Origin of the sequence: Streptomyces sp. NPDC016562 (assembly GCF_043076955.1) — a bacterium.
Lineage (GTDB): Bacteria > Actinomycetota > Actinomycetes > Streptomycetales > Streptomycetaceae > Streptomyces.
On record NZ_JBIBRZ010000004.1, the window covers coordinates 667,050 to 682,208 of the forward strand.

Here is a 15,159-nt window from a genome sequence, read left to right on the forward strand (position 1 = left end):
GCATGGACCCGAGCCACCCGGGGTCCCGCCGACCGCGCCCTCAGCGCCGTCCGTGCTGCCCGTGCCCCGGTCATGTGCCCACAGGCTGGGGAGGCGGCGGTGCGCTGGTTGGTGGGTTGGAGCAGTATCGCCGCGAGCTTCGGCACGGCCGGCCGCGTCCAGGGCCACGTCTCCGGCCAGGGCGGACACCGCCCCGGCGGATACGGCCACGGACGCGACGCCGGTTACGGCCACGGCGGTTACGGCGACACCGGCTACGGCGAGGGCGGCGCGCCCCTGCGCGGAGGCATCGCGGACGCCGCCCATCCGGGCGACCCGGGCGCGGACGCCGAACGCACCGTCCACCCCGTCGGCGCCCAGCTGCTGTGGGGCGACCCCGACCCGCTCTGGGCCGTCGGCGACTGGCGCCCCGACGAGATCCGCACGCTCACCGCCGACCCCGCCGACCCCTTCACCCGGCTCGCGGTCCTCGGCTGCTGCGGTGCGACCGACGCCGAACTGCGCAGCGCGCTCTACGCCGCCCGCGGCGGCGCGCTGCGCCACCTCACCCAGTGGCCCGGCAGCTACACCGCCGTCGTCCAGAACGGCCGCCGCATCACCGTCCTCGGCGACCTCGCGGGCGCCCGGCCCGTCTTCTACACCCCCTGGGCGAGCGGCACCGCGTACGCCACCGCCGCCCTCCCGCTCGCCGACCTCATCGAGGCACAGCTCGACATCGGCCACCTCGCCGCCCTGCTGGCCTGCCCCGACAGCCCGGAGGCACTGGGCGACGGCACACCGTACGCCGGGGTGCGGCGCATCCCGCCCGGGCACGCGCTCATCCTGCGCGAGGGGTCCCGCGAGATCACCGGCTACGAACAGGCCGCCTCCCTCGCGGTGGCCGCCCCCGAGGCCGACGCCGGGCGCGCGGTGGAGGGCGTGCGGGAAGCGTTGACGGCCGCGGTGCGCGCCCGGCTCACGGCGCCCCGGCATGCTCCCGACACCCTGCCGCCGTACGATCCCGGCCCCGTGCCCGGCATGGGCCCCGCCGACCGGCGCGCGGCCCGCGGCGCCCCGGCCCCGGGGGTGGGCGCCGACCTCTCCGGCGGCAGCGCCTCCGCGACCCTGGCCCTGCTGGCGGCGGGTCTGCCCGGCGCCCCGGGCAGTCTGATGAGCCCGGCCGGGGCGCGGCTGCTGGCGGTCACCTTCAACGACCTGGCCACCCCGCAGGGGCGCGAGGCCGAACTGGAACGGGCCAGGATCATCGCGGCCGACCCGAGGCTGCACCACGTCGTCGTGGCCGCCGCCGAGGAGGCCCTCCCGTACGCGGACCTCGACGGCCCGCTCACCGACGAGCCCGGGCCCTCGCTGGTCTTCGCCGCGCGCGAGCGCCGCCGGCTGGCCGCGGGCAGCGCCGACCACTTCACGGGCCATGGCGCCCGCCAGGTCCTGGACGCGCACCCGGCGCGCATGGCCGACCTGCTGATGGACCGCCGGCGGCGCCACCTGCTGCGGCCGGTGGCGGCGCTGGCGCGTTCGGCCTCCGCCTCGGGAGCCGCCGGGGAATCCCTGCTGGTACCGCTGACCGTGTACGCGGCGGCCCGCAGACTTTCCCGTACGACGTACCGCGCGGGCATGGAGGCCGCCGCGGCCAGGCTCCGCGAGGGCGGGGTCACCGAGAGATCCTCCGGTCCGGTGGACGCCTCCCTCGCCGCCCTGACCTGGTCGCGGCCGGGCCCGGCGGCGGGCTGGCTCACGGGGGAGGCACTGGCGGAAGTATCGATCCGTCTCGCGGCCGCCGCCGGCCGCCCGCCGCTGTCGCTGCGGCCGGGGGAGGCGCGGGCCCGCGCGCTGCTCGCCCGGCACGCCGCCGACCACCGGGTCTTCGAACAGGCCGTGGAGGTCCGCAGCCAGCGCCTGCACGCCCCCTTCCTGGACAACCAGGTCGTCCGGGCCGCCCGCGCCCTGCCGGAATCCCTGCGGGTCCAGCCCGGGGCCCGGGCCGAGATCCTGCGGACCGTCCTGTCCTCCGCCGGGGTGCGCGAGTTCCCCGCGGGCTGGGGGGCCACCGCCCACACCCCGAACGAGACGGCGACCCGGCTGGGGCTGCGCGCCGCCCTGGGCGACCTGCTGGACCTCTTCGCCTCCCCGCTGCTCGCGGACGCCGGGCTGATCGAGGCCCGGGTGGTGCGCCAGGCGCTGCTCGACGCGGCGGACGGCCGCCCGGTCCCGCTGGACGGCCTGGCGGAACTCGTCTCGATGGAGCTGTGGCTCCACCGCCTCCTGGCCCGCCGCGGCACCTGCTGGACCGGCACCTCAACAGCCCGCCGCAGGGCAGTCCCGGAGGGAGTCCCGGTCCACCGCCCGGCGCTGTCGTGACGGGGCTGGGCGCGGCGGGGGCTGGTGCACGGCTGGGCGCTGGCCCGAGCGGGGCGCGGCTGGGGGCGGTGCGCGGCCGGGCGTTGTCGTGACGGGGGCCGCTGCCGGGGCGGTGTGCCCGGCACTGCCCTGACCGGGGCCTGGCCTTCGGTGCACTGCCCAGCGTTGTCCTGACCGGGCCCGGCTACGGCCGGTGCGCCGGTGGGCGTTGGCCTGGCCGGGTCGTGCGCCGTTCGGCGCTTGTCCCGCCGCGGCCAGGCGCGGGGCGGGCGCTGAGGCGCGCCCCGGCGAAATCCGCTGCCGCGTCCCCGCAGGGGCCCGGCAGAATGGCCCCGTGCGCTACCTCATCCTCGGCCCCACCGAGGCGCGCGACGAGACCGGCGCTCCCCTCCCCCTCGGCGGCGCCCGGCTGCGCGCCCTCCTCGCCGCCCTCGCCCTGCGGGCCGGCGCCCGCGCCTCCGTGCCCGATCTCGTCGACGAGGTCTGGGGCGACGACCCGCCCCAGGACGCCCCGGCCGCGCTCCAGGCCCTCGTCGCCCGCCTGCGCCGCGCCCTCGGCAGCCGCGCGTCCGTCCACACGGACCCGGCCGGCGGCTACCGCCTGGCCGCCGAGCGCGAGGACGTCGACCTGCACCGGTTCAACCGGCTGGCAGCCCACGGCGGCCGCGAGCTCGCCACCGACCCGGAAGCCGCCGCCCGCACCCTGCGCGAGGCCCTGGCCCTGTGGCGCGGCCCCGCCCTCGCCGACCTGCCCGAGCCCGCCCGTACCGCCCATGCGGCCGCCACCGAGGCCCGCCGCGGCGCGGCCCTGCGGGACCGCATCGAGGCCGACCTCCGCGCCGGCGCACCGGCCCCGGCCGATCTCCTGCCGGAGATCGAGACGCTGATCCAGGAGCGCCCGTACGACGAAACCGCGCGCGCCCAGCAGATCCGCGCGCTGCGCGCGGCGGGCCGACCCGCCGAGGCCCTGGCCGCGTACGACCGCACGCGCCGCGTCCTCGCCGACGGGCTCGGCACCGACCCCGGCCCCGAACTCACCGCCCTCCACGCGGAACTCCTTCGGCCCGCAGCACACCCACCGCTGCCCCACCCGCAGGCGCAGCCCCAGCCCCGGCCCCCGCGCGGCAACCTCCGCCCCCGCCTCACCTCCTTCGTCGGCCGCGCACCCGAACTGGCCTCCCTCCACTCCGACCTGGCCCGGCACCGCCTCATCACCCTCACCGGCCCCGGCGGTTCCGGAAAGACCCGCCTCGCCGAGCACGCGGCGGCCGACCACCCCGAGCCCGGCTGGATCGTCGAACTCGCCCGCCTCGACCACCCCGCCGCCGTCCCCGGCGCCGTCCTCAGCGCCCTCGGCCTGCGCGAGAACTCCCTGGTCGCCCGCGAGAAGACCGCCGCCGAGGACCCCACCACCCAGCTCGTGGAGCACTGCGCACACCGCCGCCTGCTCCTCGTCCTCGACAACTGCGAGCACGTCGTCGGCGCGGCCGCCGAGCTCGCCGAGCGACTCCTCACCCACTGCCCCGGCGTCCGGATCCTGGCCACCAGCCGCGAACCCCTCGGCGTGCCCGGCGAGCGTGTCCGCCCCGTCGAACCCCTGCCCTCCGCCCACGCCCACCGTCTCTTCGCCGACCGCGGGGCCGCCGCCCGCGCCGGGTTCACGGTGGACGAGGACCCGGACGCCGTGGCCGAGATCTGCGCCCGCCTCGACGGTCTGCCGCTGGCGATCGAGCTGGCGGCGGCGCGGCTGCGGCTGCTGACCCCGCGCCAGATCGCGGACCGGCTCGACGACCGGTTCCGGCTGCTGACGAGTGGAGCCCGTACGGTCCTGCCCCGCCAGCAGACCCTGCGGGCCGTCGTCGACTGGTCCTGGGACCTGCTGGACGCGTCCGAGCGGGCCGTCCTGCGCCGCCTGTCCGTCTTCGCCGGCGGCTGCGACCTGGCCGCCGCGGAGGCCGTCTGCGCGCAGGGGTCCCTCGACGTGGCCGACGTCCTCGGCTCCCTCGTCGACAAGTCCCTCGTCGTCGCGGAGCCGGAGGATCCAGAGCTCGGCGGCGGGTCCGCGATGCGCTACCGCATGCTCGAAACCATCCACGAGTACGCCGCCGAGCGCGCCGCGTCCCACCCCCGGGATCCAGCCCACCCCTCGGACCCGGCCCACCCCTCGGACCCGGCCCACCCCTCGGACCTCTCGGACGCCCGCGCCACCGCCCGCCGCCACGCCGCCCACTTCCTCGCCCTCGCCGAGGAGGCCGAGCCCCTGATCCGCTCCGCCGCGCAGCTCCCCTGGATCCGCCGCGTCGAGACCGAGCTCGACAACCTCCGCGCCGCCCTGCACACCGCCCTCGTCGTGGACCGCGACACCGAGACCGCCCAGCGCCTCGTCTTCGCCCTCGGCTGGTTCTGGTGGCTGCGCAACTACCGCACCGAGGGCGCCGAGTGGACCGCCCGCGTCCTCGCCGACACCCCCTCGGACCACCCCGAGGGCTCGCCCGCGTACTGGCGGCGCATGCGCCTGCAGATCCTCAACCTCTTCCTGCTCGCCGAGGGCAAACCCGCCGAGAGGTTCCGCACCGCCGAGTACCGCGCCCTCGCCGCCCGCATCAAGGAGACCCACCGCCACCCCTCGCCGCAGACCACCACCTTCCCCGGCATGCTGTGGCCGATGACCGCCTTCCTCACCGGTGAGGACCCCCTCGACTTCCATGCCGACCTCGACCAGTCGGTGGCCAACTGCCGCCGCTACGGCGGTGACTGGGAGCTCGGCGTGACCCTCCTGCTGCGCACCCACATCGCCATCGACGCGACGGGCGGCCTGCTCACCGTCGACGCCGACCTCGCCGAGCTGCACGAGATCAACGCCCGGGTCGGTGACCGCTGGACCCGCGCCCAGGTGGCGGCCGCCGCAGGAGAGGTCGCCTTCACGCGCGGCCGCTACGCCGACGCCCGCGCCGAGTACGGGGAGTGCCTGCGCCTCGCCCGCGAGGTGGGGGCCCACGTCGAGGCCCCCTACGCCATCGCCCGGATCGCCGAGGTCGCCTACTGCGCCGGAGAGCTCCCGGCCGCCGAGCAGCTCCTGGCGGAGGCTGACCGCGAAGCCGACCGCTCCGGCGGGGTGTACGACGTGAACGCCTTCGCCCGGCTGCTCTCGTCCCTGATCGCCCTCCAGCGCGGCGACGCCGACCGGGCCCGCGCCGAGTGCGCGCGCGCCCGCGCCGAGGAGCAACGCACCTCGGTACCCCCGCAGCTGACCGCCGCGCTGGACACCGTCGAAGCCGTCCTCGCCGCGTACGAGCACGGCCCGGCGGCCGGTCTGGCCCGGATCGGACCCGCTCTGGGCGCGGCCGTCGCCGCCCGTTGCGCCGAACGGTTCCTCGCGGGCATGGCCGAGGCCGCGGCCGTCATGCTCGCCGACGCCGACCGGCCCGCCGACGCCGTACGGGCCCTCGCGGCGGCCACCGCCTGGCGCGCGGGCCTGCCGCGCTCGGTCCCCGAGAGCGGCGCCGTTGCGGGCCTTCCGGAGCGGGCCCGCGCCCTCCTCGGCCCGGCCCGCTACACCCGGGAGGAACGCTCCGGAGCCGCACTCACCCCGGCGGCCCTCGCCGCGGCCCTCACCACCGGCTGATCACCGGCAGCCGATTCCCACCGGCCACGCACCCACACCGCACATCACCCACACCGCACATCACCCACAGCTGATCACCGCGTCCGCCCAGCTCGCCAGCACCGGCAGGGTGCCCGGCCCGTCCCTCTCCACCACCAGCCGCAGCGTCTTGCGTCCGGAGAGGGAGACCGACACGGCCGCCGGCGGGTCCTCGAAGCCGAGGGCGGCGGACCGCCACAGCCGCTGGCCGTCCGCGTACACGGAGAACCGCACCGCGCCGTCCGTGAACAACGACAGGCCGTCCACCCCGGCCCGCGCCGAGAACGCGGTGCACCGCCGGTTGAGGGCGATCTCCACCGAGGAGCGCGAGTTCACGGTGATCCCGTGCTGGAACCGCCGGTCGCCCACCTTCAGCCCCCAGCGCTGCCACACCCAGCTGCTGCGCCAGGTCTGCACCTCGGGCCCGCTGTGGTCCCCGTACGCCGAATGGCGGAGCACGGCGAGCTGGAACCCCTGCGGCGGCTTCGCCGGAGGCGGCGGCGCCTTCGCCGCGGACCTGCTCGGGGACGGCGCGGCCGAGGGCTTCTTCCGGCTCGGCGAGGGCGTGGGCGAGGCCGGCGCCGGGGGAGCGAGCGCGGCCGGAGCCGAGGGCGCGGGCTGCCGCGACGGTACGGCGCTCCGCGAGGGCTCCGGCTCTGCCACGGTCGGGGCGGGGGTCTGCGGCTGCGGCGGTACGACGGGCACCGCGGGCGCGGCCACGCTGGGCGCGGGCGTCGCCCGGGCCTGCGGCTCGGCATCGTCCCCGGTGAACGCGAACACCACCCCCGCGGCAGCGGCCACTGCGATCCCGGCGGCGATGGCGGCCTTGGCGGGCAGCCCCAGCCCCTCGGAAGCCAGCGCCCCGGCCCCGGCGGTCGAACCGGCCCCACCGGCGCCGCCCGCCCCGGCGGCGCCCGCACCTCCCGCGGCCCCTGCTCCCGCTCCCGCCCCCGACCCGCCGGCGGCCGCCGCGGCCCCGGCACCGCCGGCGGCGACGGCTCCACCGGCCACGACCCCGGCCGCCTTGACCGCGTACCCGGCGGCGAACCACCCGATGACGGCGACCGGCAACAGCGCGGGAATGCCCGCGTTGACGTCCTTGAGCTCACCGGCGGCCAGCCGGCACTTCACGCACTCCTCCAGGTGCTTGCGCAGCCCGAGCTCGGCCCGCATCCGCAGCCCGCCCCGGGCATAGGCGCCCAGCCGGTCCGCGTAGCGCGCGCAGTCGCCGCCCTCGCTGAGCGTCGAACTCACATGGGCTTGCAGATACGCCTGCTTGAGCCCCTCGCGGGCGCGACTGGCCAGCACCGCCGTCGCGTTGGCGCTCAGCCCGAACAGCGGCGCGATCGCACTCGGCGAGGCCTCCTCGACGGTGGTGTGCCACAGCACGGCCTGCCACCGCTCGGGCAGGCTCCGGAAGGCCTGCATGGCCAGCGACTGCTCGGCCTCGTGCATCGCCCGTACGTCCGCGCCCAGTTCGAGCGTGTCGTCCCCGGCCAGCGCGGCTCCGCTCTCCGCACCGCTGCCCGCCTGCTCCGCGAAGACGGCGAAGTCCTCGACGAGATGCTCCCGCTTGGCGGTCTTGACCCAGGCGGCGGCGACCCTGCGCACGGTGGTCAGCAGGTAGGCCCGCACCGACTGGTCCGGCCCCGCCCCGCCCCGTACCGCCTGCAGGGTCCGCGCGAACACCTCGGCGGTCAGGTCGTCGGCGGTGTGGCCGTCCCGGCAGCAGGTCCGGGCGTAGCGCCGTACGGCTTCGGCGTGCCGACGGAACAGCTCCTCGTACGCCCCGTCGTCACCGCCCCGCATCCGGGCGACCAGGTCCCCGTCGGACGGCGGCAGCTCGCCACCGAGGCCCGCGGTCGCGGAGAGGCCGGTGGAACGGGCGTGCCGTCCGCCCGGTTCGCGCTGCGCCGGCACCTGCCGGGCGGGCAGGCTGCCCCCCTCGACCTCGCTGCCGGCGCCACCGAGTGGCTCTTCCCGCCCGTCAACGCCCATCGCGGAAGCCCCCGCACGACACACTCAACCGGTACACCGATCAAGCGTGTCACACGGCGGCCACGCGTCCGCCCTGTCTGCGCACCATCCACTCGTCCGGGCAGGATTCGGCGAATCGTCGTACTGATCCGAACTCATCCGCACTGAATCCGAACCGAATCCGCATCGATCCGTACCTGGTCCCCGACCGTACGAGCGGACGGTGCCTCGCGTCACCGCCCTCCGTCACCGCTTCGCGTCACCGCTTCGCGTCACCGCCTCGCGCCCCGCGAGCTCACACCGCGCGCGACCGCAGCCCTTCGAGCAGGATGTCGAGCAGCCGGGTCGAAGCCGCCGCCTGCTGCGCCGGGTCGGGCAGCGCGGGCGCCGCCGTCGCTATCACCAGCAGGACATCGGCCACCGTGACGTCGCCGCGCAGAGCACCGGCCTCCCGCGCCCGGTGCACCAGCCGGCCGACGACCTCGAGCAGCGCACCCGCGCCCGCGTCGTCCGACGGCTCGTCCTCCGACGCGCCCCGCGCGCCCAGGACCCGCAGCTCGGGAGCCGCCCCGGCCGCGCCCGCCTGACGCTGGTGCGGAACACGCGCCGCCTCCGCGTCCTCGGCCCCGTCCTCGCTCGCCGCGCCGACCCGCAGCACCTGCGGCGGCAGCAGCCGCCCGGCGCCCGAGGCCACGGAGGTGCGCAGGAAGCACGACAGCGCCTCCCACGGCTCCTCCTCCTGGCCCAGCGCGGTCCTGGCCTGCTCGGTCAGCCGGGCCGTCTCCTCCTCGGCTATGCGCCGGACCAGGACGTCCTTGCTCGGGAACCGCCGGTACACGGTGCCGACACCGACCCGCGCACGCCTGGCCACGTCCTCCATCGGAGCCCCGTAGCCCAGCTCGCCGAAGACCTCGCGGGCCGCGCGCAGGACGTGCTCCAGGTTGCGCTGGGCGTCGACGCGCAGCGGCGTGGACCGGCCTACGCCGTGCGTGGTCGTGGCGCCCGCGAGCGGGCGGCCGTTGGCCTCGACCGAGAGTGCGGTCGCAGAACCATGGAAGTCGGAAATGTTCATATGTTTCCCCCGGTAATCATTTGTCTCCCCCCGGAGACACTCCCCGCCTTCGTGTCGAGAGGGGCCACGGTCTCGGGCCCGGTCCTACTTCTCGACGGGATACGAACATAGTTGAGCCAGACTCAATTCAGAAGAGGCAGCCCCGGACGGACCACCGCCCGATCGGAGCATTCACCCTCACTTTTTCCTCACACGTTCCCGGAATCATCCATTCCGTGCCCTCTGACCTGCGGATTCCCACCCCCACCAGGGGTCCGCTTCACCCCTGTCCCGGCATCCCCTCCGGTCACACAATTTGTCGGGGCTGTGGACAAACTCCCGGCCACGTTGCGTCATGGGATGGTGAAGGCTGCTAACTCCCGGGGCACGGCCCCCGGTACCCCGCCCCGCACGCGCATCCTGATCGTCGGCGGCGGCTACGTCGGCATGTATACGGCGCTCCGGCTCCAGCGAAAGCTGAGAGCCGGCGAAGCCGAGGTCACGGTGGTCACCCCCGAGCCCTACATGACGTACCAGCCCTTCCTCCCCGAAGCAGCCGCGGGCTCGATCTCCCCACGTCACGTCGTGGTCCCGCTGCGCCGCGTCCTCGACAAGTGCCGCGTCGTCATCGGCGAGGCCCAGCGCATCGACCACTCCAAGCGCACCGTCACCGTCGCCACCCTCGCCACCGCGGACGAGGGCACCGGCCCCACGGAGATGGAGTACGACGAACTGGTCCTGGCCCCCGGCTCCATCTCCCGCGCCCTCCCCGTCCCGGGACTCGCCGACTACGGCATCGGGTTCAAGACGGTCGAAGAGGCCATCGGCCTGCGCAACCACGTCATCGAACAGATGGACATCGCCTCCTCCACCCGCGACCCGGCCCTGCGCGACGCCGCCCTCACCTTCGTCTTCGTCGGCGGCGGCTACGCCGGCGTCGAAGCCCTCGGCGAGCTGGAGGACATGGCCCGCTACGCGGCGCGGTACTACCACAACATCAAGCCCGAGGACATGAAATGGGTCCTCGTCGAGGCCAGTGACCGCATCCTCCCCGAGGTCGGCCCCGACATGGGCGTCTACACGATCCGCGAACTGCGCCGCCGCAACATCGACCTCCGCCTGGAGACCCGGCTCGAATCCTGCGAGAACCGCGTCGCCGTCCTCAGCGACGGCGCCCGCTTCCCCACCCGCACCGTCGTGTGGACCGCCGGCGTCAAACCGCACCCGATCCTGGCCGCCTCCGACCTGCCCCGCAACGAACGCGGCCGCCTTGCCTGCACCGCCTTCCTCACCGTCGAGGGCGTCGAGCACGCCTGGGCCGCCGGCGACGCCGCCGCCATCCCCGACATCACCGCCGCGCCCGGAACCGAAGGCCCCGGCCGCGAATGCGCCCCCAACGCCCAGCACGCGGTGCGCCAGGCCAAGGTCCTCGCCGACAACCTCGTCGCCGCCCTCCGCGACGAGGTCCTGACCGAATACGCCCACAAGTACGCGGGCTCCGTCGCCTCCCTCGGCCTCCACAAGGGCGTCGCCCACGTCTACGGGCGCAAGCTCAAGGGGTACCCCGCCTGGTTCATGCACCGCGCCTACCACCTCAGCCGCGTCCCCACCTTCAACCGCAAAATGCGCGTCCTCGCCGAATGGACCCTCTCCGGCCTCTTCAAGCGCGAGATCGTGTCCCTGGGCTCCCTCGAACACCCCAGGGCAGAATTCGAACTCGCCGCAGGCGGCGGCCCCAAGTACCCGCCGCCGCCCCCCGCCCCCAACCCCCCGCAGAACAGCCAGAGCTGACGTTGTCAGTGCGGTCGGCCACACTGGACGTGTGACCATAGGTGGGCTCACACCTGCACAGAGTGACATCGTCCAGTCAGCGACCGCTTACGAGCGACACAGCGACCACTCGCGACACCACGAGGCTTGAACGCAGTGAACTTCACGCGCTGGAGCGCCCGGTTTCCCGGAACGCAGCGCCGCGCCGCCGCCCGGACCGAACACGCCGCCGCCCAGGCCAAGCGGGGTGAAGGCGCGGTACCGGCGGCCCGCGGTGGCCCCGCCCCGGGAACCGAGCGGTCCACGCCCGCCGCGGACGGCCACCCCGCCGACCCCACGGTCCGCGGCACCGGCTCCGCCACCGGCGCCGCGACCGGGTCCGCCCCGGCGCGCCCCGGCAGCCTCGCACCCGTGCCCTCCCTCGACGAGCTCTCCGTACGCGAGGTCCTCGGCCGGCTCCCGTCCCTGGTCGCCCTCGTCCACGGCCCCGAGCACCGCATCGCCTACGTCAACGACGCCTACACCGCCGGCTTCGGCGCCCGCACCCCCGGCGCACCCGCCCACGAAGGCCTGCCCGAGCTCGGCGAGCTGGGCCTCCTCCCGCTCCTCGACCAGGTCCAGCGCAGCGGAAAGTCCCGCACCGCCAAGAACCGCACCGCCCCGGGCGGCGGCAGCTCGTACACCGTCACCTGCACTCCCGTCGAGTTCCCCAAGCCCGAAACCGACGGCGAACGGGAGAACGGAAGCGGAAGCGAGAGCGGCTCCGACCCCCACCACACCGGCGTTCTCATCCACCTCGCCGACGTCACCGACCACGCCGAGGCCGTCGAGCGCCTGCGCGCCAGCGAACGGCGCCAGCGCGAAGCCGCCGTCACCCTCCAGCGCTCCCTGCTCCCGCAGGAGCTCGAACAGCCCGACGACCTGCGCGTCGCCGCCACCTACCAGCCCGGCGGCACCGAAGCCGCCGTCGGCGGCGACTGGTACGACGTCATCACCCTCGGCGCCGGCCGCACCGCCCTCGTCATCGGCGACGTCATGGGGCGCGGCGTGCGCGCCGCCGCCGTCATGGGCCAGCTGCGCACCGCCGTCCGCGCCTACGCCCGTCTCGACCTGCCCCCGCACGAGGTGCTCCAGCTCCTCGACGGCCTCGCGGCCGAGATCGACGCCAGCCAGATCGCCACCTGCGTGTACGCGGTCCACGACCCCAACGAGGGCCTGCTCGCGTACGCCTCCGCCGGCCACCTCCCGATCCTGGTCCGCGACGAGGACGGCACCGTACGCAGAGCCGCCGACCCCACCGGCCCGCCGCTGGGCACCGGCGGCTGGCTGCACACCTCCGGCACCATCGCCCTGGGCCCCGGCTCCACCGCCGTCCTCTACACCGACGGCCTGGTCGAACGCCGCGGCGAGGACATCGACGAAGGCGTCGCCGCGCTCGAACGCGCCCTCTCCGGCGCCCAGGGCACCCCGGCCGTCATCTGCGACCGTCTGATGCGCGCCCTCGGCGTGGACGCCGACCACGACGACGACGTCGCCGTGATGGTCCTCCAGCAGCCCGCCCGCACCGGCACCGACGCCGAGCTCTTCCACAACGCCGGCCTGGAACTGCACGGCGGCATCGAGGCTGCCCCGCGCGCCCGCGCCTTCGCCCAGGGCGTCCTCGCCTCCTGGCGCTTCCCGATCGAGCTGTGCGACCTCGGCGTCCTGGCCGCCAGCGAGCTCGTCGCGAACTCCCTCCAGCACGGCACCCCGCCCATGCGCCTGCGCCTGCGCCGGACCGACCGCCGCCTGATCGTCGAGGTGACCGACGGGGACGACCACCTCCCGCGCCGCCGCCGCGCCGAACCGGCCGACGAAACCGGCCGCGGCATCTCGATCATCGCCACCATCGCCTCGTCCTGGGGTTCCCGCCGCACCCCGGGCGGCGGCAAGGCCGTCTGGTGCGAGTTCGCCCTGCCGGACAAGTAACCGGACACGCGCAAGGCCCCGATCCTCAGGACCGGGGCCTTGCGCGTTCTCCTCACGTCCTACGAAGCCCTACGCGCGCACGGGCTCCGCGGCCTCGGCCCCGGCCCCGGCCCCCGCCACGACGGCCGGACCGCCCTGCGCCACGACCCTGGACAGCGACGGGTTGTCCTGCGCCGGGCTCAGCCGCCTGCCGAGCCGCAGCGCCAGGAACGCGATCCCGAGGGACACGAGTACGAAGACCCCGATGTAGAGCAACGGAATCCCCGCCCCGAGCGGCACCCCGAGCGGCCCCAGCGCCAGCGCCATCTGCTTGACCAGCGCGAAGGCCGAGTTGTACTGACCCACCGAGCCCTCGGGAGCCAGATCCGCCACGAGCGGCGCCAGCGTCGGCGACAGCATGGCCTCGCCGATGCCGAAGAGCGCGTACGTGGTGATGAACGCGGCGGCGGCCATCACGGCGCTGCCGTGCCCCAGCCCGGAGAACCCGGCGATGATCCACGCCCCGGTCCAGATCAGCCCGACGAGCGCGATCACCCGCGACCGCCGCCGCTTCTCGACGAGCCGCAGCACGACGAACTGCGCGACGACGATCGCCCCGGTGTTGGCGGCGAGCGCGAAACCGAGCGTGGACGGGGAGATCCCGGCGGCCTCCGTACCGAAGGCGGCCAGACCCGACTCGAACTGGCCGTAGCAGGCGAAGAACACCACGAAGCCCAGCACGCACAGCTGCACCATGGCCTTGTGGCGCATCAGCCCCCGCCAGCCGCCGCCCGGCTGCGCCGCGTCCTTGGGGCGGGCGTCCTTGAACCCCTGCACGTGGGGCATCCGCACGGTGGCGATGACCCCGGCCAGCACCAGGAACATGACGGCCTCGATGCCGAAGAGCAGGGTGAAGCTGCCCGGCCGGCTCTCGTCGACGATCTGACCGCCGAGGAGACCGCCGATGCCCAGACCCAGGTTCTGCACGAAGAACTGGAGGGCGAACGCACGGGTCCGGGTGGACGGCGTGGAGCACCACACGATCATCGTGGCCAGGGCGGGCTGCATCACGGCCTGCCCGGCGCCGAGCGCCAGCGCCGACAGCAGGATGGGCACGAGGCCGGTGGACAGCCCGAGCGAGAGCGCCCCGGCCGAGGCGGCGACGGCAGCGCCCATCACCACCGGGACGGGACCACGCCGGTCGATGACGCGGCCGGTGAAGGGCAGCGCGACCAGAGCGCCCAGAGCGAAGGCCACGAACGCGCTCGTGGCAGCCATGGAGCCCAGAGCCCGCACCTGCGCCACGTAGATGTAGAGGAACGGAACCGTGAAGCCGATGCCGAACGCGGTCAGCGCGTTCCCGGCCTGGATCCGCCGCAGCGCGGCGCCCATCACCCTGGTCACTTTCACCTGCCTTGATAACTGAAGCCTGAAGACTTCATACCTAAAGTTCGATGCTTAACACTACACACCGAAGGAGTTAGACGCCAACGGCTTCATGCGATACTTCGACCCATGGGTGACACCCCCGACGGCACCGCGCCCGTCCACGAACCGAGCCTCGATGAGCAGATCGCCGTCTACCAGCGCGAGTTCCAGGACCTCGACCCCCAGGTCGAGAAGGTCGTATCGGCTCTGAGCCGCCTGAACCGCCGCATGAACGTCGCGTACGGACGCCAGACCGCGGCCCTGGGCATCAGCAACGCGGAGTGGGAGGTCCTCAAGGCCCTCGTCATCTCCGGCGCTCCCTACCGGATGGGCCCGAGCGAGCTCGCGAAGCAGCTGGGGCTCACGCCGGCGGCAATGACCCACCGGATCGACCGCATGACGGCGGAGGGACTGGTCACCCGCGAGCGGGACGAGTCCAACCGGGTCCGTGTGATCGTGGAGCTCACGGACGAGGGCCGGAGCAAGTGGCTGGACGCCATGCGCGCGGCCACGGTCTTCGAGGAGGACCTCCTCCAGGACCTCTCCACCGCGGAGCGCGGGGTACTGGGAGACATGCTGACCCGCCTCCTGGACCGCGTGGAGGACCTCCAGTCACCCGGCTGATCACCCGGTTTGACAGGGCCTCCGTTGATCCGTAAGGTTCTTCGAGTTGTCCCAGAGCCGGAAGGTTTTGGCGACGACGCATCCCGCCGCCTCGTTGCGGCACCCAACTCTGCACGATCTCCCACCGGGAACGAATTCGGCATGCCCGAATTAATTTCCGAAGGCCGATTATGAATCGCCGGGGAAATCCCCTAGAGTTCGGGAGTCGGAAGGGCCCAACAGCCCGGAAGGCAAACCCCGCTGACCGGGGGTCAGGCCCGAAAGGATCTGATAGAGTCGGAAACGCAAGAACAGAACGAAAGCCCGGAGGAAAGCCCGAGAGGGTGAGTACAAAGGAAGCGTCCGTTCCTTGAGAACTCAA

The 15,159-nt window shown here is 74.6% G+C and carries 8 protein-coding genes; 5 read left to right on the top strand and 3 right to left on the bottom strand.

The window, feature by feature from the left end:
• The first annotated feature begins 99 nt into the window (after positions 1–99).
• Positions 100–2,358: an asparagine synthase-related protein gene (locus ACF059_RS21665; protein WP_392059518.1), complete on the top strand. Its 2,259-nt coding sequence runs from the start codon at positions 100–102 to the stop codon at positions 2,356–2,358.
• 334 nt (positions 2,359–2,692) lie between these two features.
• Complete coding sequence (locus ACF059_RS21670; protein WP_392059522.1) at positions 2,693–5,983, top strand: BTAD domain-containing putative transcriptional regulator; 3,291 nt, start codon at positions 2,693–2,695, stop codon at positions 5,981–5,983.
• Between the two features lie 60 nt (positions 5,984–6,043).
• Here the strand turns inward: ACF059_RS21670 and ACF059_RS21675 are convergent, their stop codons facing one another.
• Together ACF059_RS21675 and ACF059_RS21680 are read right to left on the bottom strand one after the other, a co-directional pair.
• A complete protein-coding gene (locus ACF059_RS21675; RefSeq protein ID WP_392059525.1) occupies positions 6,044–7,999 on the bottom strand; it encodes a sigma-70 family RNA polymerase sigma factor in 1,956 nt (651 codons plus the stop codon).
• A 274-nt stretch (positions 8,000–8,273) separates the two neighbouring features.
• Positions 8,274–9,050: a TetR/AcrR family transcriptional regulator gene (locus ACF059_RS21680; protein ID WP_392059528.1), complete on the bottom strand. Its 777-nt coding sequence runs from the start codon at positions 9,048–9,050 to the stop codon at positions 8,274–8,276.
• A 339-nt stretch (positions 9,051–9,389) separates the two neighbouring features.
• On the opposite strand from ACF059_RS21680, the gene ACF059_RS21685 reads away from it, so the two are divergent.
• Positions 9,390–10,820 carry an NAD(P)/FAD-dependent oxidoreductase gene (locus tag ACF059_RS21685; RefSeq protein WP_392059531.1) on the top strand — a complete coding sequence of 477 codons (1,431 nt, stop codon included), beginning with the start codon at positions 9,390–9,392 and terminating at the stop codon, positions 10,818–10,820.
• A gap of 135 nt (positions 10,821–10,955) precedes the next feature.
• A complete protein-coding gene (locus ACF059_RS21690; RefSeq protein ID WP_392059567.1) occupies positions 10,956–12,767 on the top strand; it encodes a SpoIIE family protein phosphatase in 1,812 nt (603 codons plus the stop codon).
• Positions 12,768–12,836: 69 nt separating this feature from the next.
• Here the strand turns inward: ACF059_RS21690 and ACF059_RS21695 are convergent, their stop codons facing one another.
• Positions 12,837–14,138, bottom strand: coding sequence for an MFS transporter (locus tag ACF059_RS21695; protein ID WP_392059570.1), 1,302 nt, complete (start codon positions 14,136–14,138; stop codon positions 12,837–12,839).
• Positions 14,139–14,261: 123 nt separating this feature from the next.
• On the opposite strand from ACF059_RS21695, the gene ACF059_RS21700 reads away from it, so the two are divergent.
• Complete coding sequence (locus ACF059_RS21700; RefSeq protein WP_360902320.1) at positions 14,262–14,798, top strand: MarR family transcriptional regulator; 537 nt, start codon at positions 14,262–14,264, stop codon at positions 14,796–14,798.
• Positions 14,799–15,159: the final 361 nt, after the last annotated feature.